We start from the raw sequence: 24,668 nt of genomic DNA on the forward strand, positions 1-24,668 counted from the left end.
TGGATCCAAAATCCAATATATAATTTGAAAATATGAATTTTGTGGGCAAGCCCTTCGTGAAAGCGCCTGTTTTAAAGGGGAATGCAGGCGTTCGTATGGTTCCCCAGATCGTAAATTCGCAACACTACGTCCCGAAAACGCAAAACGGCGATGGTTGCCCATCGCCGTCTGAAACTGTGAATCTGCAGGGATCTTATTGGGTCTGCAGTTCTTCTGGTGACTTGTCTACAATGTCAGTCCAGTTTGTGTCCGCAGCCTCGATCAGGTTTGGAATGTCTTCTGACCAGCGCTCTTGCACGGCAGGGGACAGGTTCAGATACAATGTGTCGTCAACGATTTTCCAAAGTGTTGGATCACCGTCAAATTTGAAACCCATTGCGGTGCCAAATGCACAATAGCCGCCGTATGCTGGTGCATATGCTTCCGGGTCAGCTTCAAAGGTCGCTTTATGCGCTTCGGTTGCGAAGCGGTATGTCGCGCCATTGTATTCAGAACTGATGTTCCAGTCGCCTTTTGTAGGCTCGCCATCGGTGAAATACGCAACCGGGTCATAACCCTGCAGGGCCAAGCCGGTCGGGGTTGCGTTAACGTCATTGCCTGCCGCAAATACGGAGCTGGCGATAGTTGCGGACAGTGCGATACCGCTTAGGGCTGCTTTGATGAAGTTCATAATGTACCTTTCGTTATCAGGCCCCGCAGGGCGCATCTGGATCTCAGCATGAAGCAGAACGTCATGGGGCGTCTCTTCATGGAAATCATATGCGGACCGATCGGTTCACATTCAAAACAACTAAACGTGTATGTGCATCAAATCAGGCCGTCTGTGCGAAAATGAAGGGTGAAGGCGACTTTTAATCAGCGTTCAGAAACGCGAAACAAAAAAGGCGGCGCAATTGCACCGCCTTGTTCTCTTGTATGCAGGCTTGCTTTACGCAAAGACGTCCGCATCACCACCACCAAGAGGATCCTGGCCGTAGTTGTTGCTGCCCGCTGTTCCCTTAGTACAGAACCAGACAAGCAGAATGATCGGGCCGACAAGCGGAATAATCGCGATCAAAATCCACCAGCCGCTTCGGTCAAGGTCGTGTAACCGGCGTACGGTCACTGCGATACCCGGCAGTAAAAGTGCGAGGGAGATGATTAGGTTGAGAACTGCAGTTCCAAGGACTGCGATTTCAATAAACATTACACCATAAGTGAGAACGATGACAAACAGCGACCACCACCAATATTCGGATCGCTGTGCGCGACCAGAAAAAGTAACATATTTCGATAAACAGGTTTTAATTGACTGACCAAACGTCATGGCGTTTCCTTTGAATTAATCACGTAATGATGATAGGTGAATGCCTGAAAAATAATCGCGGGTACAGTGCAATATTGTGATTTTTCAAAAGCACAGGGTGCCCGCCTGCCGCGCCCGCCATAACACTTTCCTTACGCGGGAAAATTAGTAGCCCTTCAAACCTCACTCCTTCAGCAGCCCAATAAGCGCCGCAATCGTCAACGCCACGCCCATAAGGATCAAAATGGGTGGCGCACCATTGCCAAACCCCATTTCCCACAGGATGACCCAGCTTGGGGTCAGCCATGTGTAAGCCATGACCTTGGATGACGGCAGATGTAAGGTCGCGTATTGCACAAGATAGAATGTGATCGCGGTCGCAAAAACTGTGGTGTAGGCGATGGTGATCCAAACAATCCAGGGCAATGCGCCCCAGTCCGTCGCAAGGGCCGTGGGGCCGGCGACCAGCGCCAGAACAATGGCCCCACCCGCCAGTGTGCCCAGGGTAAATACAAGGGGATCTTCTCCGCGATTTAACTTGCGGATCAAGGGGGTATATAATGCATGCGCCGCACATCCCACGAAATAGATCATCTCGCCCGTCCCAATGCGAAACGCCAGCAACGCCCCCAGATCCGCCTGAAAAATCACCCAAAGCGCCCCAAGCATACCAACCGTTAAAGACAGCGCCATCAAAGGCGTGGTCACCTGGCGCAACAGGATCCAGCCAAAACCGGCAGCCATCACAGGCACCATGGTGAACACAGCAGCGGCAGACACCGGAGGCGCGGTTTTCAGACCCTCAAACATCAGAACGAAATAGATCGCGAACAACCCACCCAAGGCAAGATACCGCCAAGGTGCCGCCATTGCGGCACGTGGGACACCACCGCGCAGCGCAACCAGCACCCCAATTAGAACGGCTGCCAAGACAAACCGCGCAAACACGACAGCCAGGGGCGCGATCTCATTGGCTGCAAGCGATCCAAGACTGAAGGATCCCGCAACCAGGGCGGAAAACATTAACATCGCAGCATGCCCGCGCGCGCTTTGCGTCATCCCCTTTACCACAAGATGTCTCCCGCGTGCGCCGGGGTGGTGAAGTGTCCCGTCAGGGACGGTAAGACACCCCGCCCTGTTCTTTTATTCGCTGTCACAGCCCATGCCATTTTCCGGGCCCCAGTCCTGGGCTTTTTCTTTCAAAAACTTCAGGAACGTCTGCACCTTCAATGTCCGGTGTAAATCCACGTGGGTCACCAGCCATAACCGACCAACCCATTCTGGACGGGGCGGCATCACCTGAACCATGTCATCATGCATTTCTGCGAACCATTCCGTCATAAAGCCAAGCCCGGCTCCGGCAATGACAGCATCTTCGATATTGGTGAAATCTGACGCCCTGAAAGAAATCTTAACATCAGGGATCTCTTCCTCCAGCCACCGGTAAAATGGGGCGCGCTTATAACTCTTATCGCCGGCAACAAAACGATGGTTTTTCAGATCTTCAATCGTTTCAGGAAAACCGGCTTTCTCAAGATATTTCTTGGATCCATACAGCGCGACACATTGGGTCGTCAGTTTTTGCACCACATTGTCGGGCTGATCCGGGGCTTGCCCCGCACGGATTGCCACATGGGCCTCGCCGTATTCCAGGCGGAACAGGCGATCGCCGGTCAGAAATTGAATATTCACATCAGGATGCATTTCCTGAAATTCGACCAAGATCGGTGTCAGCAACGGTGAAAGGGAGGCAAGCGAGGTGATAATCAGATCGCCCTGAACAGAATCGCCCTGGCCGCGAATACGGCCTGCAAGTTGGGTCATCTGGTCATCCGTGGCCTGGGCCACCTGCATCAGATCCTGCCCTGCTTCTGTTGCGGAATAGCCCCGCGCATGGCGTTGAAACAGTTTTGTCCCAAGCCGTTCTTCCAGCGCATCGATATGACGGATTACAGTTGCGTGGTGCACCCCCAGGATCTCAGCAGCACCGGACACAGTGCCCACACGCGCCACCTGATAGGCCGTTCTGATTTCGTCCCAGTTGTCCATGATCTCTCCCCGAACTGTGTATGTCTTCACATATTGGGGATAATATGTGCGTAAATTCACAGATCACAAGCCCGACAACTATATTTATCTGTTATTTGGCTCCTCGCTTGGGAAACTTGTAGATACACTGTTGTGGCCAATCTTCGTTTTCTCCAAGCTCCCTAGATCTGAATGTGGGGATTTTCATGAAGGTTATGCACAATCATCCTGATCGGCTGGTCCTTTTTCATCACCCTGTGGGGCTTTTTGTTTTCATCGCAATGTTCCTGATCGGCTTTGCCTTTGCGGGTGTGTTTCTGGGCGTGAACGGCATTTACTATGGCTGGTCGCTGGTTCTTTTGGGGCTGGTGGTTCCGTCTCTGATCCTCGCACGTATGACATTGCGCACAGACGTCATCTTTGATCGCGCGACAGAACGCATGAATATAGATCGAAAGCGCGTCTGGGGTGTGCAACGGAACGGTTATGATCTCAGAGAGATCCTTCAGGCATCCATTGAAGTGACCCATTTTGGCAAAAACCACAGCGAAACATTCCGCTGTCAGCTCGATACAGCAAATGGAACGGCGATCTTTTTGACAACTGAATTGTATGAGCTCCGACAGCGCCCTCAGAAGACTGTCGATACAATCAACACCTGGCTGCGCCTTACTTGAAATCCGCACATATGCACACACGTTGTGTGTGGGTGTGTATTTCGTTTGTGGCTGCACATAGCTATTCTGTGATGGAACACTGCATTTCACAGGACACCTCAATGACCCATATTCTTCATATCGACGCCTCTGCCCGCACCGAAGGCAGCGTGTCGCGCGATCTAACCGCCCGCATAACAGCCCACTTCACGGGTGCAGAGATTACATATCGTGACCTGAACAACAGCCTTCCCCATGTGACGGGCGACTGGGTTGGCGCAACATTCACGCCCGCCGACGCCCGGACTGACGCGCAGAAAGACACCCTCGCCCTGTCAGATACACTTGTCGATGAACTAGAGGCCGCCGACGTCATCGTCATTGGCGTTCCGATATATAACTTCTCTGTGCCCGCATCCCTTAAGGCCTGGATCGATCTGATCAGCCGGGTTGGCCGCACCTTTCAATACACAGAAAAGGGCCCTCAAGGCCTTATTGCCAACAAGCGCGCCATTCTTGCGGTGGCCTCCGGGGGCACACAGGTTGGGTCTGACATCGATTTCGCAGTGCCCTACCTGACACATGTTCTTGGGTTTATCGGCGTGACCAATGTCGAAGTCATCGCCGCAGACGCCCTTGCTCAGGATGCCGAGACAAAACTAAAATCCGCACATAGCGCGATCTCTGCAATCGCCGTATGATACCGGGCAGGGCGGCAATCGCCCTGCCATCATTGCCTTTGTACGGCATTGACTCCGCGCCTATTTCGGCCTACATCCTCCCCCAACATCCGGAAGTTTTAATCTTCCGGTCCCGGCCCATGTCGGGATCGCCCCCTGCCAGCGATATTCGCCCGCAGGGGCGTTTGTGCATTCGCAGGCGGCTCTTTTGGGCGTTTCCTGCTGAAATTGAAGCGTTTCGTACTTATGTGCGGGGCAAAGGTAACGACAACGGGAGCTGTCTATGTTTGAGAATCTATCCGATCGCCTTGGTGGCGTCCTAGATCGCCTAACCAAACAAGGCGCGCTGTCTGATTCTGACGTGACCACCGCCCTACGCGAAGTCCGCGTTGCCCTGCTTGAGGCCGACGTTTCCCTGCCCGTCGCGCGTGATTTCATCAAAGCCATTCAGGACAAAGCCACCGGTCAAAACGTCACCAAATCCGTGACACCTGGTCAGCAGGTCGTGAAAATCGTTCATGATGAACTGGTGCACTTCCTGGCGGGTGACGACGAAAACGCGGGTGAACTCAAGGTCGACAACGCCCCGGCCCCGATCCTGATGGTCGGTCTGCAGGGCTCTGGTAAAACCACAACCACTGCAAAACTTGCGAAACGCCTCAAGGAAAAGCAAGGCAAACGCGTCTTGATGGCGTCCCTCGATATCTATCGCCCTGCGGCGCAGGATCAGTTGGCTGTTCTTGGTGCACAGGTCGGCGTTGACACGCTGCCCATCGTCAAAGGCCAGTCCGCCGTTGATATCGCCAAGCGCGCGAAACAACAGGCGACCTTGGGCGGTTATGACGTCTATATGCTTGATACTGCAGGACGTTTGCACATCGACGAGACCCTCATGCAGGAAGTGGAAGACGTGCGCAACGTCACCAACCCGCGTGAAACCCTATTGGTTGTCGATGGCCTGACCGGCCAAGATGCGGTCAATGTTGCAGAACAATTTGACGGCCAAATCGGCGTTTCCGGCGTGGTCCTGACCCGTATGGATGGCGACGGTCGCGGTGGTGCGGCCCTGTCCATGCGCGCCGTCACCGGCAAGCCGATCAAATTCGTCGGTCTTGGCGAAAAGATGGACGCGATCGAGGAATTCCACCCCGAACGTATCGCGGGCCGTATCCTTGGCATGGGCGACATTGTTTCCCTTGTAGAAAAAGCCCAGGAAACCATCGAGGCCGAACAAGCCGAACGTATGATGAAGCGCTTTCAGAAGGGTCAGTTCAACATGAACGACCTGAAGATGCAGCTTGAACAAATGATCAAAATGGGTGGCATGGAAGGCCTGATGGGCATGATGCCCGGCATGAAGAAAATGGCAGCCCAGGCTGAAAAAGCGGGCATGGATGATAAGATCCTGAAACGTCAGATCGCCCTGATCCAATCCATGACCAAACGCGAACGCGCCAATCCTTCCCTGCTGCAAGCGTCCCGCAAGAAACGCATTGCCAAAGGTGCGGGTCTTGAAGTGTCCGAGTTGAACAAACTTCTGAAAATGCAGCGCCAAATGGGCGACATGATGAAGAAGATGGGCAAAATGGGCAAAGGCGGCATGTTGAAACAGGCCATGGCTGGCATGTTCGGCAAAGGCGGCGGAATGCCCGGTATGCCTGCGGGCATGGACCCGTCCCAAATGGACCCGAAGGCCCTGGAAGCAGCCGCCAAACAAATGGGTGGCAAACTGCCCGGCGGCCTTGGTGGCATGGGTGGCGGCGCTGGTGGCCTGCCTGGTCTTGGCGGCGGCGCTTTGCCCCCCGGTCTTTCCGGCTTTGGGAAGAAGAAATAAATGATCACCTGCACCGTGACATATCAGCTGGACCCGGCCAAGCTGGATGCGTTCGAAACCTACGCAAAGGTTTGGATTCATCTGGTGAACAAGCTGGGCGGCGCACATCACGGCTATTGGCTGCCCCATGAAGGTGCCAATGATGTGGCATGGGCGAAGTTTTCTTTCCCATCGCTGGCTGCCTATGAAGATTACCGCGCCCGTATGGCAGAGGACGCTGAATGTCAGCGTGCCTATGCACATGCTGCGAAAACCGGCTGTATCATCCGTTATGACCGCACCTTTTCCCGCCCCGTGCTGGAAGGTGCCACCCCTGACGATCTGGGGATTTAACACATGACCGGCTTCACCCCATATATCGCGCCCTCACCGGCAAAGACCCGGATCGTTTTGGAAACAGAACGCCTTGTCTTGCGCCGTCCAGAGCCGCGCGATTTTGAGGTGTTCCGTGCCTTTCTGCATTCCGACCGTGGAACTTTTGTACGCATGCCTGGTGCGCCAGATGAAAACATGACCTGGCGCGCTTTCTGCCATGTCATGGGCATGTGGGACATGCGTGGCTATGGCCTGTCCATGGTGTGTCGCAAAGGCGATGATTTGGCGCTTGGCGGCATCGGCCCTTGGCATCCCATCAACTGGCCCGAGGCCGAAATCGGCTGGTCTATCTATGATCCGGCGATTGAAGGCACCGGTGTTGCGCGCGAAGCAGCCGAAGCTGTCCGTGCCTGGGCTTACAACACGCTCGGCTGGACCACAGCTGTCAGCTATATTGATCCCGCCAATGCAGGGTCCATCCGCCTTGCACAACGTCTGGGCTGCACCGTGGATGAAGCGGCTGAAAAGCCCGACGATGAGCCCTGCCTTGTCTACCGCCACCCCTCACCAGAGGCGCTGACATGACAGGCCTAAACCGAAATCATATGCATACTGTATGCATAACATGTGCATGCTTTGTGCATCACCTGTGGAGGTGAGAGATGACTGACACCGTGACCCGCGCCGCAGAGGTTTTGAAAGAACATCGTGAAAGCATTGATCGCCTGGATGCGATCCTTGTTTACACCCTGGGCGAACGCTTTAAGCACACCCAAGCCGTTGGCGTTTTGAAAGCCAGCCATGAATTACCCCCGTCTGATCCGGCCCGCGAAGCAAGCCAGATTGAACGACTTGAGGACCTTGCACAACGTGCGAACCTTGACCCCGAATTCGCGAAGAAGTTCCTGAACTTCATCATCAGCGAAGTGATCCAGCATCACAAGAAACATCAGGAATAATATCGAAATCTCAGCGGGTTAGCGCCCCTGATCAATAGCTTATCTAGGAGAAACTCATCATGGCTATGAAAATTCGTCTCGCACGTGGCGGCTCTAAAAAACGTCCTTTTTACCGTATTGTTGCTGCGGATTCCCGCATGCCACGCGACGGTCGTTTCATCGAGAAACTCGGCACATACAACCCACTGCTGCCTAAAGATTCCGAAGAGCGCGTGAAAATGGACATGGAGCGCGTAAAGCACTGGATGGACCAAGGCGCCCAGCCAACCGACCGCGTATCCCGCTTCCTCGAAGCTGCTGGCGTTGTTGCGAAAAAAGAACGTAACAACCCGAAAAAAGCTGTTCCAGGCAAAAAAGCCCAAGAACGCGTTGAAGAAAAAGCTGCTAAAGCCGCAGACGCTGCTGAAGCTGCTGCATCTGCTGAGTAAAATCAGCGCCTTAGGGCAAATACGGGGTGAACAGCATGGACGAATTTTCGGATAGTTTCCGACAAGAATTTGACCAGTTGCTGCGGTGGCGTCGCGATGTGCGCCACTTTCGCCCTGATCCTGTAGAGGAGGCGCAGCTGCTGCGTCTCCTTTCTACGTTTAACCTTGCGCCTTCGGTCGGTCTGTCTGAGCCTTGGCGCATTGTCCGCGTGACGTCGCCCCAGGCGCGTCAGGCCGCGGAACAGAATTTCCAGACCTGTAATGATCAGGCTCTGTCCGGATATTCCGGTGAAAAAGCAAAGATTTATGCCAATCTGAAACTTTCAGGAATGCGCGACGCCCCGGTGCAACTTGCGATCTTCTGTGATGAAGAAACCGATAAGGGCGCGGGGCTTGGCGCTGGTACAATGCCTGAAATGCGCCGCTATTCTGTCGTGACGGCCATCACGCAGTTCTGGCTGGCGGCCCGAACGGAAGGGCTTGGAGTTGGTTGGGTCTCTATCCTTGACCCTGACCAGCTGACGCGCGATCTTAAGGTGTCAGAGAACTGGCGCATGGTTGCATGGCTTTGCGTTGGTTGGCCTGCTGAAAATACGGATCAGCCAGAACTTGAACGCAAGGGCTGGGAAACGCGGACCGACGGTCCGCAGATAACTGAGAGATAAGAGATGAGTGAAAACCCCGAACAGATTTGTGTTGGTGCCATTGGTGGTTCTTTTGGGGTCCGCGGTGAAGTGCGCCTGAAAAGCTTCTGCGCTGAACCCGACGCGATCCTAGATTACCAGCCGCTGATTGCTGAAAATTCTGGCAAGAGCATGCTGATCACCCTGACAGGCACAACAAAAAACGGCTTTACCGCCCGCATTAGTGGTGTGGACACGAAAGAAGATGCCGATGCCTTGCGTGGTGTGCGCTTGATGGCTGATCGTTCGCGCCTGCCGGGTCTGCCCGATGATGAATATTACTATTCCGATCTGATTGGCCTGGCTGTGCTGGATACGGGCGGCACGCGTTTGGGCATTGTCAAAGACGTGCGCAATCACGGGGCCAGTGATATTCTGGAAGTGCAAACACAGGGCAGTGAAACCGTGATGTTGCCGTTCACAGAGGCTGCGGTTCCTACGGTGGACCTGAACAGCGGGCGTATCATTGCTGACCCGCCTGAAGGGATCTTTCCTTGAACCGAGTCCTGCTTCATCTGGGATTTCACAAGACGGGCACAACAACGGCACAGGCCTTTTTGCGGGAAAACTTCCGCATCATACGTCAGGTCTGTGTGCCTGTTTTGCGCCGGAAGATGAAAACACTATACCCGGAAGCGACAGAGTTTTCGCGCACAGGCCAGGAACGCGAACTGCGCCGCTTTCGCCGTAAATTCACAACCCTGCTGGAAGAACTGCCATTGCAGGATGATTTGCAGGTTTTGATCAGTGAAGAAAATCTAATTGGTCAGATGCCTGGAAAATTTGATGTCTGGAGCTACGACACGGCCCCGATCCTGTTGGGCAGCATGCTGGAATGCATTCGCGACATTTTCCCGGAACCCGCAGAGGTGACCGTATTGTTCAGCACCCGCGATGCCGAAAGCTGGGCCAGATCAGTCTGGAAACATACTTTGTTGGCAGATCGGTTGACGCTGGATCTGAAAACCATGCGTGAAAAGTTGAAACCTGCATCAGATCATCAGGCCGTTTTGTCTGATCTGCGGAAAGAATTTCCTAAGATTATATTTGTTGAAAATAACTTAACCAGTCTGGATGATACCGAATTCGGGCCCGCAACTCCAATGGTTGACTGGCTCCGAATGCCGCCAGAATTACGCCAGACACTGCGCCGGATCGCACCGCAGAACACATCTCCGACGATGGAAATGGCACAGCATTTGCTGGATCTGAATCGCAGCGATTTGAATGATGATGAACTGGCAGATATTAAACACACGCTGAAGCAGGAAATTGCCAGCCTGCGTGAAGCCCGGCAAAATGCAAACACCCCAATCGAAAGCAAGCCCGATGTCTGACAGCCCGAAGAAATCTCATGGACGTCTCGCGATCTCAGCCACTTTGCAGCCGCGCGAGCTGATACAGCCACGCCCCGATCTGGAACATGCTTGGACCGCAAAGATTGTGACGCTGTTTCCCGATGCCTTTCCTGGGGTCCTGGGCGCATCTCTGACGGGCAAGGCGCTGCAAGATGGTTTGTGGCAGCTTGAATGTATCGATTTGCGCCGTTTTGGCGAGGGCCGGCACCGCAATGTGGATGACACACCTTCCGGTGGCGGGGCCGGTATGGTCTTGCGTGCGGATGTTGTTTCACGCGCGCTAGATGACGCCCGTAGAGGCACCCCGATGGATCGAAAGGAATGGCCGGTTGTCTTTATGTCCCCGCGCGGCAAGCCCCTGACACAGGCTATGGCCCAGCGATATTCCGAAGCAAAGGGGATGACTGTTCTATGTGGCCGGTTTGAAGGTGTTGATGAACGGGTGTTGGAAGAATATGAGATCGAAGAAGTCAGTCTTGGTGATTTTGTCCTGACGGGCGGTGAAATTCCAGCTCAGGCGATGATTGACGCCACCGTGCGGTTGCTGCCTGGGGTTCTGGGAAATGAAGCCTCTGCAGAAGAAGAGAGCCATTCCAACGGGCTTCTAGAACATCCGCAATACACGCGTCCTGCTGAATGGCGTGGCCGCAAAATTCCGGATGTTCTGACGTCTGGACACCATGGAAAGATCGCGCAATGGCGCCAGGAGATGGGCGAAAAAATCACCCGCGAACGCCGTCCGGACCTGTGGGAAAAATATAAGGCGGAATAATGCCTTTATGCCCACCTAGGCTTGTAAAACATCGCTTGATCCCATCATCTCTGTCCCCTATACACCGCCTGTCCGGCACTCTTATGAGTCGTCCGGACTGTCAGTTATTGCCATAGCGCTTTTTCTTCAGAGCGAAAGAGGCGTAGCGACGACCAGATGAACACCACGCCGATCTCCGGCGGGCGGCATGACCGGACCCGATGGAAGACCAGGAGCTCTCGCGTGATATCAACTTCGTGGAACAACCACGAGCATCAAGGAGTTAGGTCATGAACCTGATTGCACAGCTTGAGGCGGAACAAATTGCCGCCCTGGGAACTGACATTCCCGATTTCAAAGCGGGTGACACCATCCGCGTTGGTTACAAAGTAACCGAAGGCACACGTTCACGTGTACAGAATTACGAAGGCGTTTGCATCGCGCGTAAAAACGGTTCCGGCATTGCTGGTTCTTTTACCGTTCGCAAAATCTCCTTCGGTGAAGGTGTAGAGCGCGTGTTCCCACTGCACTCCACCAACATCGACAGCATCACAGTTGTTCGCCGTGGCCGTGTACGTCGCGCGAAACTGTACTATCTCCGCGCACGTCGTGGTAAATCTGCGCGTATCGCAGAAGTTACCAACTACAAAGCCCCTAAAGCATAAGGACGGATACCATGAAAAAAGACATCCATCCCGACTACCACTTCATTGATATCAAAATGACCAATGGTGATATCGTAAAAATGCGTTCCACTTGGGGCAAAGAGGGCGACCAAATGGCGCTGGATATTGACCCATCTGCGCACCCTGCGTGGACCGGCGGCAACACACGCCTGATGGACACTGGCGGTCGTGTATCCAAGTTCAAAAAGAAATACGAAGGTCTGGGTTTCTAAGCTTAGCTTCATTCGATTTTAAGAAAACCCGGTTGCGCTTGCAGCCGGGTTTTTTATTGTCCGATTATTTTCAATGATGACACATTTGATTGCTATACAAGCGGCGCAAACGCGCCATAAAAACGACAAACTACATTACATATAAATCAAATTGTGCGGGATGCTTCCAAGAAGCCCGAAGTGCGCAATAGATGAAATGTCAACAACTACTGGGGTGTATGGTGTTCAAGAGTGTTTTTCGGGTTTGCTTTTCGATTATTGTGGGTATCTGTCTGAATTACGGACAGGCAAATGCATTTGATGGGAATGTTTCGAACACTTCCAAAAACAGCTCTCTCGGCTCATGTTCGGTAAACCAGCAAACTGCCTATAGTAGCGCAACACTTCAAGGCAGGGTCCTCATATCCATGTCCGGTGCCCACCCAGGAGGCACATCGTTGAGTGGAACAATCTACGGTTCGCAGGGCATGAGATCATATTATGGAAAGAACAACCCTGTGCTGAGCCAGTCTACGATTGAAGGCTGTGGCATCTCCGACATCGCCAACTTGGTGATTTCATCTGTAGATCAAAGCATTACCTACACCGGGCTTTATCCAGACGAAGCCACGGGCCGCCAAATCTACGAAAGCCAAACATATATTGGCTATTCATTCATCGGTACGGACGATGCAACAGGGGTGCGCTCTCGGTATGAATTTGCGTTCTCCGGGGCAACCGACACGATCGCGATCGCTAGCATCATTCCAGTCAATGCCGCACCTCCAGAACCTACAGTCACGTCATCAGCCACAACGGTTCACCGGACAACGCCCTTTGACGTGGATGTAACGTTTTCACGCGAAGTCACCGGATTTGACCCTGTTTCTGAAAGCAGCGATTTCAGCATCACAAACGCAACCATTACTGCCGTTTCGCAAAGCGGTGCGACATACACATTGACTGTTGTTCCATCCGGCGGCGGGGATATGGTCATGTCTGTTCCGGCCAGTGCCGCCCAAGATTTCGCAGGAACACCAAGCGTCGTTTCTTCGCCGGTGACCGTGGTCTATGACCCGAATGTCGTTCTTACTGAAGTTGTTGGAATGCCCAACGCCATAAATGCATCGCCGTTTGATGTGACCGTTGTCTTTGACAATGATGTTTCCGGATTTGACCCCATCGGCACACCAGGCGATGTGAGCCTCACAAACGCCAATGTAACTGCCGTCTCGGCTGGTCCTTCAAGCTATACGCTGACGTTAACACCCACTGGCGCTGGTAATGTGACACTGTCTGTCCCTGCAGGCATCGCCGAAAACGCTGCGGGTGACCAGAACACTGCTTCCAATGAAGTCACCGCGTTCTTCAATGCCAACGCACCTTCGGTCGAGATCATTGGCGCGCCTGCAGCATTCAATGGGGTTACACCATTTGACGTAACCGTTCGTTTCAGTGCCCCCGTCATATACTTCCAGTATAACCAACTCAATATAACCAACGCGACTGTAACTGGACCTCCTTTTGACTTCACGCCAGCTGTGGACTTCGTGATAACAATCACCCCAACGGATACAGGTGATATAACAATCGCGGTTCCAGCTTCCGCTGCATATTCCCAGTCAAGTTTCGCCCCTAACATTCCATCTGCAGTGGTTACCATTCTCAGCGACATAACGCGCCCCACTGTTTCGCTTTCAAGCAGCACAAGCTCTGTTGTAGGCACCACTCCGTTTACGATTACAGCGACCTTTTCCGAGGATGTGTTTGGGTTTGATGACCTGTTAGGGGATCTCGTCGTGACCAATGGGGCGGCGACGGCTATCACCCCAACGGCGCCTGATGTTTACGAGATCGAAATCACGCCGACCGGGACTGGCCCCACGTCCATAGTTATTCCTGAGAACGCAGCGCAGGACGGTGCAATGAACGGCAATCTGGCGTCCGGCCCTGTTAGTTTGGCGCAGGCCGATACCGAAGCACCTGGGGTTGTGGTATCTGGGGCGCCAGACAGTTACACGCAAACGACACCGTTTACGCTGGACGTCACCTTTTCTGAAGATGTGTTTGGCTTTGATGACATGGTCGCGGATCTAACTGTAGCAAATGCTACAGTCACAGATATTGCTGGTGGGCCGGCGGCCTACACCGTGGATATCACCCCCACAGGGGCGGGTGATATCACTGTTATGGTTCCCGCAGGTGCAGCACAAGATGGGGGTCCGAACGACAATACTGAGTCGAACACAGTCAGTATTGGCAGCACAACGGTTGCTGACACCCAGCGTGCGATTTCTGAATTCATGGCGTATCGTATGAATGCCCTGACCTCTAACCAGCCTGAGTTGACGCATTTCCTTCTGGATGGCGGGTGCGGGTCTTTCGATGCCAGCGCATCAGAGGACGGCGGGGCAGTGTCGGGGTGCGCGTCTCGTGGTGGGATGTGGGCCGCCCTGTCAGGTTCATGGTCTGACGGGCGTTCCTATACGCTGGCGTCTATCGGGTCTCATCACCACCTGTCGCCCGATCTGCTGATTGGCGGTATGTTGCAATTTGATTCTGCCAAGCAGCGTGAAAATAATGCCTTTGGCGAAGGTTGGCTTGCAGGGCCGTATTTTGTGGCAAAAGCATCAGGGCAACCTTTGTATTTCGAAGGGCGTCTGCTGTATGGTCAGACCCGCAATTCGATTTCCCCCTATGGCGGCGCCCCGGACCGCTATGACACAGAGCGCTGGCTTGCCCAAATTCGCACATCTGGCAAGCTTCTGGTCGAAGGCACTACGCTTATCCCTCTTCTGGATGTGAGTTATACTCAGGATGCACAGAAAGCATACGTCAATGGTGTAGGTGACGTGATCCCTGGCCAGAAGCTGCGCCTAACGCAGGTGACCGCAGGCATGAACTTTCGTACCCCACTGGAAACAGATTTCGGAGATCTGACGCTGACGGGCGGGTTGAGCAGCATCTATTCTTCCCTGAGTGGCGCTACATCCGACTACGAAGGTCTCCGCGCCCGCATTTCAGCCGGTGGTATCTACCAGGTGACGCCGCTAGGGGAAATTAATGTCTCCAGTTTCTACGACGGTATCGGGTCTGATTATGAAAGTTATGGCCTAAACATGAGCTTCAACATGAAGTTCTGATCATTTTGATTGCTTGTATGTTCATGAGCGAGGGGAAGCTTTCTGCCTTGCCCTTTCAGCGTTCTCTGGGGTGCACAGAGGGCCGGAACTGTGGGGCCTACACTTGCGAGGTTGGGCGCCGTTTCCTGTGAATTTTCAGGTTTTTGAGGTTAACTAGAGGCAAAGATTGCTGATGCGACCTAAGGGCGTGATCTTTAGTTCGGTATGGCAATATATAGTATTGTTTTGGGTAAAAGTGGTGCCCAGAAGAGGCACTTTATGCTTTACTCATAGTTTAACATATCAGCACTAAATTGCTGTAATTTAACGGAGTTCATCAAAATCCTTGCAACATGACTAAACATAAGTGAACATCATTTCACACGCCAAAAGGTGGTTTTTAAGGTGGTTCACAAATGACGGTGCACAATGTTCTAACGCAGATGAAAACCAAGTCATTGGGCGCTGGAAAACACGCTGATGGGAAAGGGCTGTGGCTGGTAAAATCTCGAAGAGATGCGGGCCGTTGGATGCTTCGATTGGTGGTGAATGGCAAGCGTCGAGAAATGGGGTTGGGACCGTGGCCGGATGTGAGCATTGCCGAAGCACGAGAAAGATCCGCACTAGCACGCCGCAGATTACGCGATGGCGTCGATCCTATTCAAGAACGCAAAAAAGAGCGCGGTAAAGTTCATCGCATGACAGTCGCCGAAGCTGTGCAAAGCTGTTTCACAGCGAGACAAGCTGAGTTGAAAAACGATGGCAAAGCGGGGCGCTGGTTGTCCCCGTTAAATGTGCATGTCCTGCCAAAAATTGGTGATATGGCCGTCGAAGATCTAGATCAGCACTCGCTTAAAAAGGTGCTTGAACCGATTTGGCATACAAAATCGGACACCGCTCGTAAGGCTATGAACCGCCTCAATCTGACGCTCAAACACACAGCGGCACTGGGACTGGATACAGATCTGCAAGCTACGATGAAAGCCCAAGCACTGCTCGGGAAGCGGCGACATGTAGAAAAGCATATCCCGTCCCTGTCCTACAAAGACGTTCCTGATTTCTATACATTTTTGTGTGAGAAATCGGAATTAACGTCAGTGTTGGCGTTGCGTTTTCTGATCCTGACAGTCGCGAGAACCAGTGAAATTCGCTTTGCTACCTTTGACGAAATTGCCGATGGCATTTGGACCATCGGTGCAGATCGCACTAAAACGGGCAATGTGCATCGTGTCCCTTTGTCAGCAGAAGCTCTGAACGTACTGCATCTCGCTCGCAAATCGAGTACAGAAAGCCTGGTATTCCCAACAGAACATGGCAAACCAATGTCTGATGCGGCCATGAGCGCGTTTATGAAACGTGAAGGATACGACGCGCGCCCTCATGGATTTCGGGCCAGTTTTCGCACGTGGGTTGAAGAATGCACCGATACGCCGTTTGAGGTCAAAGAAATGGCGCTTGGTCATAAAGTCGACATGGGTGTCGTCGGAGCTTATCAGCGGTCAGATCGGCTGGAAAAACGGGCACACCTAGTGCAGAGTTGGGCCAACTATTTGAGCAGTACGAACTGAGGAGAAAAAAGTGATTGAGTTAAAAATTGAACTGCAGGGCATTTCACCAACGATCTGGCGGCGCGTTGTTGTACCAAATGATATTTCATTGGATGTGCTGCACAACGTCATTCAAGGTGCAATGCCGTGGCAAGACTGTCACTTACATGAATTTGAGATCGGCGAACGACGCTACGAAGCGCAAGAGTCAAGCGACGATAGCTGGGACCGTGGAGATGAACGATTTGACGAAAAGTGCTTCGTGTTGAGCAAGCTGGTTAAGAAAGGTGACCAGTTTACCTATACTTACGATTTCGGTGATGGGTGGAGACATCTTATAACTGTAGAACAAACCAGTAAAGATGGCGGACGGACAGATCTGGATTTTCCGGCTTGTATTGGCGGGGAGCTAGCTTGCCCTCCGGAAGATTGCGGAGGCCCTTATTCCTATGAAGGTTTTCTTGAAGCACTGACGGACAAAAAACATCCCGAGCATCGCGAAACCAAGCAGTGGGCTGGTTGTTTTCAACCGAAGGTTTTCAGCCTACAACAAGCCAATGCTGCGGTCGGGGCAATGTTTGTATGGGGAAATGAACAACACGAGAAAAAGTTAAATATGCGCTAGTTCAAATTGAGACGAGTTGGGTTATCAATACTGTTTACAAATTGGACTTATCTCTCACAAGGGTCAATTTTCTGCCGCTGTTTGGTTCCGCTCTTTTGACAACATGTACCGCAGCAAAGGAGATCAGGGCGCAGAAGGGGGACACTGTGCTAAGCCATTTGGCGCTCTCGAGAGGGTATAACGACGAAGATACTGAGCACTCGGAAAACCTTGTTGAGCTCTGTCTGATGCCCGGGCAAGCTCACGACTTACGCGAGACCGATCCGTTGATCCGCGATCTGTTGCCGGGCATCTTCTGGTCGACAGGGCTTTCGATGCGGATTGGTTGAGAAATGACCTTCTGGCCTGCGACATCATCCCGATCATATCGCCAATATCTAACCGAAGGCTCCAGACAGGCTTCACAAGGAGATCTGCAAATGGCTGCACGTTATCGAAAATCACTTCGGCCGCACATAAAATGAACGCCAACAGTCCCTAGGCAACCGGCTTGGCTAAGATTGAATTGCTGAGCGTTGCCGCCGCGAAGAGATCTCCCAATGCCTCTTGCCAAATCACTTTCTTCTCAGGCATTATGAGTGCGAACAAAATGAGAACAAAAGCCTTGAGAACATCCAAATGACGGTCCACGATCCACGGGCAATTGCCAACCTCATGTTAGATGAGGCGGATCAACGTGGCATAAATATAACGAACCTAGCCCTACAGAAATTGCTATATTTCGCTCACGGCATGTACCTGACCCAAACCAAGAAGCCCCTCGTTTCAGGGTATTTTGAGGCGTGGCAATATGGCCCTGTTCATCCGTCGGCATACAGAGCATTCAAGAGTTCCGGCTCCGCTCCGATCACTACACGCGCAGAAGGTAAGGACCCTTTAACGGGGCGCCCTCGTCCTGTACGTACAGTGGAGGACTACGAAGTCATTGACCTTATTCGCCATGTCTTACGCTCATATGGAAAGATGTCTGCCGGGCGCTTGGTTGATCTTTCACACGCGAAAGACTCGCCCTGGGCGTATATCGTGGACAAATCAAGAACGTCGATTGCTTTGGGGCTACAAATACCAGATAATGTGATTATGGACCGATTCCGGTATCACAAGGTATCGGTCGGTATAGAACCGAACGCAGGAGAACCTAGTGACGATACGCCCTTTGCCTGACACCGACCTTGCTCGTATTGCCCCACAACGAGACGATATGAAACGACGGAGCTTGGAACAGATGAAAGGTGGGTTTTCGACGTTTTCCTACAGGCCCGTACGGTCCTGCTTTGACGATATTTTTAATATCCAGCCTGCTCTCGACTTCGGAAGCGCCGCCGCAACACCTTGGCCTGTGATCGAAACCGAGTTGAAAAAACGCTGCAAGTCGGATGACGAGTTCAGGTACAATAAGCGGGTTGCCCTCGGCTTGTACGACTTCGCTAAGTCAGGTCGTGTTATTGGTCGTCGCCAGGAGTTCTTTCCGCTCGCAATGGGTATGGGGCGGAAAGTTACCTACTGGCTGCCAATGATTCTTGCGATTGACGAACAACCGAGTGCCCTGTTCATTGAACCACGTGGCTCCAAAGGCCTGTCTGCTGAGGGGCGCAGGTTCGCCTTTTCCATGATGCACGAACGTATTCGAGCGGCTGACGAGGACTATGCCGGTGTTTGTTTGACCATCGCACAATTCCACAAGCCAGAAGGTGGTCGCCGTGCTGTTCGCCTTTACACGGACGAAGGCATCGATTTGTATTCTCGCGAGGAGCTCGAACTCATGGTCGCATCAACCTACGAGATGTGGCGCGATGTGCTTGAGGAACGGGATCGGGAAACACGTGGCCGCGCAACTGGTACAGGGCCACTGATCTAGTGACCTTGTAAGACACTTGTAACGCCGAACGCCTTCTGAGCTTTCCACATCATGACGGGCTGCACTGCAGCATGCCGAACAGTGATTAAATGGAAACCGCTGAGTAACTGGCTCAGCGACTTGAGTAAATTGTGCTAATTTGAGGTAGATATTTTGAGTAGAGAGAAACCTAATAGAGCAGGAGATCAGTGGTCTTTAGACGAAGAAATGAAATTGATTTCATTTGTGCGAGAGGGATGCGAAAATGGAGAAATTGCATCGAGTTTAGAGCGGGCAGTTGGAGGCATTCAATCTCGGAGGAAAAAAATAGCCGAAATTCTTTCACCAGAAAAAAGGCAGCAAGATTTAACGGAAGTTGATGAAGAAAAACTAACATCTAAGCAAAAAGGTGACCTTGGGGAGTTAAGATTCTCTAAATGGCTGGACGGTCAAAAGGCAGGTTATGTGTTTATCAAGCAAAGCGGCTCAAACAGTTTTGCCCTTTCTTTTTCAAACGCACTTAAAAGACCTGATTTTTTTGTCCTTATTGAGCGTCTTGGCTTGATCGCGGTTGATGTTAAGTTTCTGAAGTCTGATGAAGGCTATTTTAGAGTGGATCTTGAAAAAGACCTAGTGCTTTCGGCAGAGTTCGAAAGCCACTTTAGGATGTGTTTTTGGTTTGCGTTTCTCGGCGACGGGAAGAAAAACACCCAAGGATCTTGGTATTTCATTAATGCTATGGAAGTTGTCGAAAAGGGGACGGAAGAGCTTGGTGATGATGGCAAAGTCAAGTTTATAAAAATACCGTTTAGTGAGTGTGTTGAGATTCCAAGTGACGCTCAAAAAATTGGACCTTATCTCGCAGGGGCAAATAGCAGCTTCGGTGTTATAACCAACGTCCTTAGGAAATACTTTAATCGCTGTGGGGAATGAAACATTGCTTCTTTATAACAGTGTTACCGTTAATTGCAGCGTGGATTATGCATTACCCAATAGGTTATCCGTGGCGTTTCGGACAGCTCCAACAGGGCCTCCACTCAACCCAAGAATATCCATCCACCCCACAGGATCTTACACATAAGCCTGGGGGTCTGAACCCGCCTGCCAGTCCAATGGGGTCGGGCGACAGATACAGCCCTGGGTGCACATTTCCACCGGATTGCCGCGTGAATCCCAATAAGACTGACGCACAACCTTATTAGGAACGTGCGCCATGGCAACAGTAGGCAAAAGCGGTCATAGGGAAAAATTGCAGCAAACGGCAGGAATGAGCCCACTTTACCAGTTTCTTGCAATGCAGCTAACGACTGTTTTCGCGTTAGCCACAAGAACCTTCGCTACCTGATTGTGTTTTGATCAGAGTTTGTAGCAATGCACAAAAGGGTATTGCGACGAATTTTTATCGACGTCAAAAGTATGCGCTCTCCAAGGCCTGTTGTCCTTGCAGCACAATTTCATCATCAGACAATTGGGCCAACTGCAGTGCGGGTGGCCCGCCGTTGAAGCCCATAATAATCGGCTCTCCTATGTATTTGTAGAGATTGAGCCATTGATTGAATTGTCCTTGTGGGAGACCATTTTCCGGGGTCGCAATCCAGGTGGTGTCTTCATCCCAAAATGGCTGATCATACCGCAGGTATAATTTGTCGAGCGTACCCATTCCCAGTTTGGAAATTGCAGCCTGTTTGTCTGCAGGTAGTGGGGGTGAAAAGGTGACAATGTCCCGCTTCAGAACGCCCAACGGCAATGTTACAACGACCACATCAAACTGGGTTGCGATACCGTTGGCGGTGATAGAGACACCCTCTTCTCCATAGGAAATAGCGCTGACAGGTTTTGAGGTCTGTATATCGTAATTCCCCTGGAGGGCAGGTAGTATACTTTCATACCCCTCAGGGAATATCACATCTTTGCCGCTGTATTCCGTCTGTGCATTATATGCATTAAGATTGATTTCACTGCTGTCAGCACCAGCATTGTGCTGAATGGTTGTTACGTTTTCAAGCCATCCAGGCGCGGTGTTATCGTCCAAAACCTGTCCGGCGGCACCGCGCGCGATATAGGTCTCATCCGTGGCCACAGTTTGTGCGTTAATATCACGTGCGAGCGCATGTATAGGGTTGCGGCGCGTTCCGTGTATCCAGCTTGCACCCAGATCTAGAGGCGATCCTAAAACGTTGCTTGTACGAACACGGCCCCCAATGCGGTCCTGGGCCTCGATGACAGTTACTGTTCGCCCGCCTTCAGAGAGAGCCTGCGCCGCGGCCAGGCCACTCACACCTGCGCCAATAATGGCAACGTTACCTGACGTGTTACGCCCAACATCCTCTGCAACCATCACACCGCTTTCGTAAGCAGCATGTACCGTGCTGTTGTGGGTGGGGTGCACTGCTTCACCTGCAAAATAAACACGGTTCCCGACAGGTTTTCCAAGCGTCAGCCGATCAGGTTGCTGCGCATCCCTGGCGACATAAGAGTACGATCCAAATGTATAGGGATCACGGCTCCAATTGGATCGCAGGTATCCACGAAGAGTTCGTCCTTCGGCCTGAGCGCCACGCCAGGGAATGAAGGTTCCAGCCGCAGCCATTGATGCGTAGGATAAGAAATCACGTCGGTTCATTTAGAAGTTCCATAGCCCCAAGTCGCTGCGAATAAAGTTCAGATATTCGGTCCTTCATACGACTTTAACCGAACGTCTTCTTTTTAGACAGAATATCAGCCTCCAAAAGCGAGCCAGAACCTCACTCCTAAAAACCAACGGTTATGGACAGACCTAATTAATACCCACCATCATAATGTTCTGCCTGTTCTATCCATGCACTGCAGAAGAGACGAAACGTTAGATCGTTTTTAGCGGCAGATAACTTCCTCAAGGCTTTTGCTGCGAGCCTAAAAGGCCATCCAGATGCGTTTAACAATAACCATGCTTGTGTCAGGTCTCCAGCTTCGAGTGCTCGTTCAAAAAGGTCTATTTTGTTCGATTGATTATCAAGCCAAGGGGCGTTTTCTTGAGATGGGGGGAAATCAAACTCAAATATAGTGTTTTGCATCAAATTTTCAGATTCTTGATACGGGAAGTAGCCGTTATAACCTTCAGGGTTGCACTCTTTCGGAGAAGAGGATTTGAATGCGCTGAGTTCAAGTAATCCTTCAGGATCATCTCCTGTTTCAATTGTTATTTCGTCAATTTGAGCCAGTTCATCGGCGCTAATTCCTAATTTTGTTGCGAGATGCAAGATTTCGGCAGTTACACCATCCGCGCCAACAATGGAACGTGCACACAAATAAATCACAGCTTGATGTTCGTTGCGAGCAAGTTCGGATAGCATGTAGTTGTTTGAGACGCTCATTCCCACGAAACTTGATTGTTCTGGCTTAAACCAGTTGTACCAAACACCCAGATATGCTGGCAATGATCCATCAGAAAGAACTGGGATCAACGCAGGAGGGTGACCGTACCATTCAGCAGGGCCGGTCAGGTCGGGGAATGTCTTTGATAAATCTGTCTCAGCCAAACAATTGAGTCTGGGGTAGTGAAGAAGGTCAAGGATGGTACTCATGGTGTTTTTATATCGTATTAAGGAGTAGGTTTAAACCAGTTCGATGGGAGAGGCGTTGACCAATCCGGAATATTTATAACATGCTCAGGCGATATTGGCCCCTTCCAAATGTTACCTGGATTCGATGTGGTTTGTCTGTGAAGTATTGTGTGCAGATCTCGACTTGATACAGGAACCAAATGTCTGGGGTCGACGATTTGAGTGGGGTAAGATCCTTTATTGTAGTTCCAGTGATGAACTTGAGCTATATCAAAGCCATCAGCACGGGCTAACTTCATGAACCTTTGGTTCACCGCACTAAAGGCACTCTCGAGCTGCTTAGTTGTTGGTGTGTTACCTTTAGACAAGGTTTCCAAATATCTCTGGTAACCATTTTTTCGAGTTGAAGAAGCGGCACTCTTCATTGCATTGGTCCAGTGGCGATGTAACCTCGGGTTTTGCGATAGCGTTTCTAAATCAAAGCTTTTGGGACTCAGGCCTGCTTTACACCCGGCTAAACCCAAGGGATCCACCCAACTTGTGGGATCAGTTACATACCCAAATGATCGCAACCCACCGGCTAGACCAATCGGATCGGGCGACAGATACTCGGCCGCATAAGGGTCGTAATACCTGTGCCGATTGTAATGAAGACCCGTCTCCGCGTCAAAAAATTGTCCCTGAAACCGGATCAGACAATCGACATAGCCTCCATTATCATTCGCAGCACGCAGCCGCTCTACACCATAATCTTCTCCCCACAGGCGTAATTTGCGCGACCAGAGCAGATCACCTGCCTCAGAGAAGAGTTCGGTGGGTGTACCCAGGTGGTCACAAACGATGTATTGCAGTTCGCCATTCACTTCCTGCGCTGCGGGGCGCAGAGTTCCGGGATCATAGAGATAGCGGATGGTTTCAGTAATTTCACCAGAGGCGGTTGTCACGGCCTCAACCATTGCGTCGGCATCCCAGAGGTAGGCCGTTTCTTGCCCTCTCTGCAGCCCTGCTATGCAGGTTTTTGATTGCCGCCGTCCGAACGGATCATAGGTATATTTCCATGTTTCGCCTGTATTGGACCGAGCGACAGAAAGCCTGTCACGATGGTCCCATTCGAAGTGCCAGATTTGCGGCCTGAACCCTTTGCGGACAACTTTGCGAGTGATCAGACGTCCATGGACGTCATAGGCAAAGGTGCATTCCCCTCTGCGCTCAATTCTTCCGGCAATACCACGCTGTTGATCGACGCTGCTAAAGGCGTGCTGAATGATACCTGTATCCAGTGAAGCGTGGCGATGCCGAGACGATCCTGTGGCTTTAAGATTGTGGTTGTTATCATATCCGAACCGTTCCTCACGCAGATCATTATGTGAGTGTCGCCGGTCATATGAAACCGCTTTTACCTGACCAGAATTGGTATAACTATAGTCAGTCGATCCCCATGTACGATCAGCAATCTGACTGATCCGCGCTGTACTATCATACTTGTAGATACGCTGCGATTGAGCGCCTTTCAGATCCGCTAAAAACGCCATCGCATTGCTAAAGCTGTGGATGTCGTCACTGGGGAAGTTCTCAGGAGAAATTTTACCAGCGGTCTGAGAAATTAATTCACCCGATTGTCCGTAGGTTTGCACGGATGCAAAGCCAGTACTGGTATGACGCTGTGTTTCTATTCCATCCGGATTATATGACAGATCAATACCAACAGCGCCCTGGAAGGAAATCGACTTGGGCAATCCCCCGGGAGAGAACACAAACTTTGCGAGAAGATCGCAACTTTTGACCTGTACCCGCTGCCCTGTGATCTCGTCATGGTCGTGCAACACCTCACGACCATTTATAGTCTCTTTAGTGAGGAACCCTGCACCGTCATATTCAAACTCCAGCACGTGGTGGCTATTATCAATTTTGACCAGCCTATCCCTGTTGTCATAATCGAATGCTATGGTTTCAACAGGAACCTCCTGGGAAGCGCGCTCGTAGATTTCTTCGTAAACCAATCGATACAATTCATCATATGTAAATTTATGAACAGCTCCATTTGGCATTTTTGCCTGCGAAACCAAACCTTGTATATTGTACTGCAACTGTCTGACGTCAGCACCCGTTGGACAGATTTGAGGATTTGAATAAAGGAGGAT

At 51.6% G+C, this 24,668-nt stretch carries 26 protein-coding genes; 19 read left to right on the plus strand and 7 right to left on the minus strand.

Annotated features, from left to right (window positions below):
• Positions 1-193: 193 nt before the first annotated feature.
• The 4 genes from ACPGUT_RS08610 to ACPGUT_RS08625 all read right to left on the minus strand — a co-directional run bounded on the left by ACPGUT_RS08610 (position 194) and on the right by ACPGUT_RS08625 (position 3,334).
• Positions 194-670 carry a YHS domain-containing (seleno)protein gene (locus ACPGUT_RS08610; RefSeq protein WP_423990385.1) on the minus strand — a complete coding sequence of 159 codons (477 nt, stop codon included), beginning with the start codon at positions 668-670 and terminating at the stop codon, positions 194-196.
• 258 nt (positions 671-928) lie between these two features.
• The gene (locus tag ACPGUT_RS08615) at positions 929-1,306 is read right to left on the minus strand and encodes a DUF805 domain-containing protein (RefSeq protein WP_423990387.1); all 378 of its coding nucleotides are present in this window, start codon (positions 1,304-1,306) and stop codon (positions 929-931) included.
• Between the two features lie 162 nt (positions 1,307-1,468).
• Positions 1,469-2,344 (minus strand): DMT family transporter, encoded by an 876-nt coding sequence (locus ACPGUT_RS08620; protein WP_423990389.1) that lies wholly within the window; start codon positions 2,342-2,344, stop codon positions 1,469-1,471.
• A gap of 84 nt (positions 2,345-2,428) precedes the next feature.
• On the minus strand, positions 2,429-3,334 hold the full coding sequence (locus ACPGUT_RS08625) for a LysR family transcriptional regulator (protein ID WP_423990391.1): 906 nt from the start codon (positions 3,332-3,334) through the stop codon (positions 2,429-2,431).
• Between the two features lie 185 nt (positions 3,335-3,519).
• Between ACPGUT_RS08625 and ACPGUT_RS08630 the strand changes: the two genes are divergently transcribed.
• The 19 genes from ACPGUT_RS08630 to ACPGUT_RS08720 all read left to right on the plus strand — a co-directional run bounded on the left by ACPGUT_RS08630 (position 3,520) and on the right by ACPGUT_RS08720 (position 19,918).
• Positions 3,520-3,990, plus strand: a complete 471-nt coding sequence (locus ACPGUT_RS08630; RefSeq protein ID WP_423990393.1) for a hypothetical protein — start codon at positions 3,520-3,522, stop codon at positions 3,988-3,990.
• 101 nt (positions 3,991-4,091) lie between these two features.
• The gene (locus ACPGUT_RS08635; protein ID WP_423990395.1) at positions 4,092-4,670 is read left to right on the plus strand and encodes an FMN-dependent NADH-azoreductase; all 579 of its coding nucleotides are present in this window, start codon (positions 4,092-4,094) and stop codon (positions 4,668-4,670) included.
• 262 nt (positions 4,671-4,932) lie between these two features.
• Entirely contained in the window at positions 4,933-6,483 is a 1,551-nt protein-coding gene (gene ffh / locus ACPGUT_RS08640) for a signal recognition particle protein (RefSeq protein ID WP_423990397.1), read from the plus strand.
• On the plus strand, positions 6,484-6,816 hold the full coding sequence (locus tag ACPGUT_RS08645; protein WP_423990399.1) for an NIPSNAP family protein: 333 nt from the start codon (positions 6,484-6,486) through the stop codon (positions 6,814-6,816).
• A gap of 3 nt (positions 6,817-6,819) precedes the next feature.
• Positions 6,820-7,383, plus strand: a complete 564-nt coding sequence (locus tag ACPGUT_RS08650) for a GNAT family N-acetyltransferase (protein ID WP_423990401.1) — start codon at positions 6,820-6,822, stop codon at positions 7,381-7,383.
• A gap of 77 nt (positions 7,384-7,460) precedes the next feature.
• Complete coding sequence (locus ACPGUT_RS08655; RefSeq protein ID WP_423990403.1) at positions 7,461-7,757, plus strand: chorismate mutase; 297 nt, start codon at positions 7,461-7,463, stop codon at positions 7,755-7,757.
• A gap of 59 nt (positions 7,758-7,816) precedes the next feature.
• The gene (rpsP, locus tag ACPGUT_RS08660) at positions 7,817-8,185 is read left to right on the plus strand and encodes a 30S ribosomal protein S16 (protein ID WP_423990405.1); all 369 of its coding nucleotides are present in this window, start codon (positions 7,817-7,819) and stop codon (positions 8,183-8,185) included.
• A gap of 35 nt (positions 8,186-8,220) precedes the next feature.
• Positions 8,221-8,850 (plus strand): 5,6-dimethylbenzimidazole synthase, encoded by a 630-nt coding sequence (gene bluB, locus ACPGUT_RS08665; protein WP_423990407.1) that lies wholly within the window; start codon positions 8,221-8,223, stop codon positions 8,848-8,850.
• A gap of 3 nt (positions 8,851-8,853) precedes the next feature.
• Positions 8,854-9,366: a ribosome maturation factor RimM gene (gene rimM, locus ACPGUT_RS08670; protein WP_423990409.1), complete on the plus strand. Its 513-nt coding sequence runs from the start codon at positions 8,854-8,856 to the stop codon at positions 9,364-9,366.
• Complete coding sequence (locus ACPGUT_RS08675; protein WP_423990411.1) at positions 9,363-10,205, plus strand: hypothetical protein; 843 nt, start codon at positions 9,363-9,365, stop codon at positions 10,203-10,205. Before rimM ends, ACPGUT_RS08675 begins: the two co-directional genes overlap by 4 nt.
• Positions 10,198-10,998, plus strand: coding sequence for a tRNA (guanosine(37)-N1)-methyltransferase TrmD (trmD, locus tag ACPGUT_RS08680; RefSeq protein ID WP_423990413.1), 801 nt, complete (start codon positions 10,198-10,200; stop codon positions 10,996-10,998). Before ACPGUT_RS08675 ends, trmD begins: the two co-directional genes overlap by 8 nt.
• A 269-nt stretch (positions 10,999-11,267) precedes the next feature.
• Positions 11,268-11,642, plus strand: coding sequence for a 50S ribosomal protein L19 (gene rplS / locus ACPGUT_RS08685; RefSeq protein ID WP_423990415.1), 375 nt, complete (start codon positions 11,268-11,270; stop codon positions 11,640-11,642).
• Between the two features lie 11 nt (positions 11,643-11,653).
• Positions 11,654-11,875, plus strand: coding sequence for a 50S ribosomal protein L31 (gene rpmE, locus ACPGUT_RS08690; protein WP_423990417.1), 222 nt, complete (start codon positions 11,654-11,656; stop codon positions 11,873-11,875).
• Between the two features lie 437 nt (positions 11,876-12,312).
• A complete protein-coding gene (locus ACPGUT_RS08695; RefSeq protein WP_423990419.1) occupies positions 12,313-14,997 on the plus strand; it encodes an Ig-like domain-containing protein in 2,685 nt (894 codons plus the stop codon).
• Positions 14,998-15,392: 395 nt separating this feature from the next.
• Positions 15,393-16,544, plus strand: coding sequence for a tyrosine-type recombinase/integrase (locus ACPGUT_RS08700; RefSeq protein WP_423990421.1), 1,152 nt, complete (start codon positions 15,393-15,395; stop codon positions 16,542-16,544).
• 10 nt (positions 16,545-16,554) lie between these two features.
• On the plus strand, positions 16,555-17,148 hold the full coding sequence (locus ACPGUT_RS08705) for a plasmid pRiA4b ORF-3 family protein (RefSeq protein ID WP_423990423.1): 594 nt from the start codon (positions 16,555-16,557) through the stop codon (positions 17,146-17,148).
• Positions 17,149-17,802: 654 nt separating this feature from the next.
• Positions 17,803-18,312, plus strand: a complete 510-nt coding sequence (gene socA / locus ACPGUT_RS08710) for a type VI toxin-antitoxin system SocA family antitoxin (protein ID WP_423990435.1) — start codon at positions 17,803-17,805, stop codon at positions 18,310-18,312.
• Positions 18,290-19,006, plus strand: a complete 717-nt coding sequence (gene socB / locus ACPGUT_RS08715; protein WP_423990425.1) for a type VI toxin-antitoxin system SocB family DNA replication inhibitor toxin — start codon at positions 18,290-18,292, stop codon at positions 19,004-19,006. Before socA ends, socB begins: the two co-directional genes overlap by 23 nt.
• Before the next feature lie 153 nt (positions 19,007-19,159).
• Positions 19,160-19,918, plus strand: a complete 759-nt coding sequence (locus tag ACPGUT_RS08720; RefSeq protein ID WP_423990427.1) for a hypothetical protein — start codon at positions 19,160-19,162, stop codon at positions 19,916-19,918.
• A 475-nt stretch (positions 19,919-20,393) separates the two neighbouring features.
• Here the strand turns inward: ACPGUT_RS08720 and ACPGUT_RS08725 are convergent, their stop codons facing one another.
• The 3 genes from ACPGUT_RS08725 to ACPGUT_RS08735 form a co-directional block, all read right to left on the minus strand.
• Positions 20,394-21,608, minus strand: coding sequence for an FAD-dependent oxidoreductase (locus ACPGUT_RS08725; RefSeq protein ID WP_423990429.1), 1,215 nt, complete (start codon positions 21,606-21,608; stop codon positions 20,394-20,396).
• A gap of 157 nt (positions 21,609-21,765) precedes the next feature.
• Positions 21,766-22,548, minus strand: coding sequence for a hypothetical protein (locus ACPGUT_RS08730; protein ID WP_423990431.1), 783 nt, complete (start codon positions 22,546-22,548; stop codon positions 21,766-21,768).
• A 17-nt stretch (positions 22,549-22,565) separates the two neighbouring features.
• The coding region (locus tag ACPGUT_RS08735) for an RHS repeat domain-containing protein (protein WP_423990433.1) at positions 22,566-24,668 on the minus strand (2,103 nt) is incomplete at its 5' end.

It is taken from the genome of Halocynthiibacter sp. (genome assembly GCF_049608145.1).
Classification (GTDB): Bacteria; Pseudomonadota; Alphaproteobacteria; order Rhodobacterales; family Rhodobacteraceae; genus Halocynthiibacter.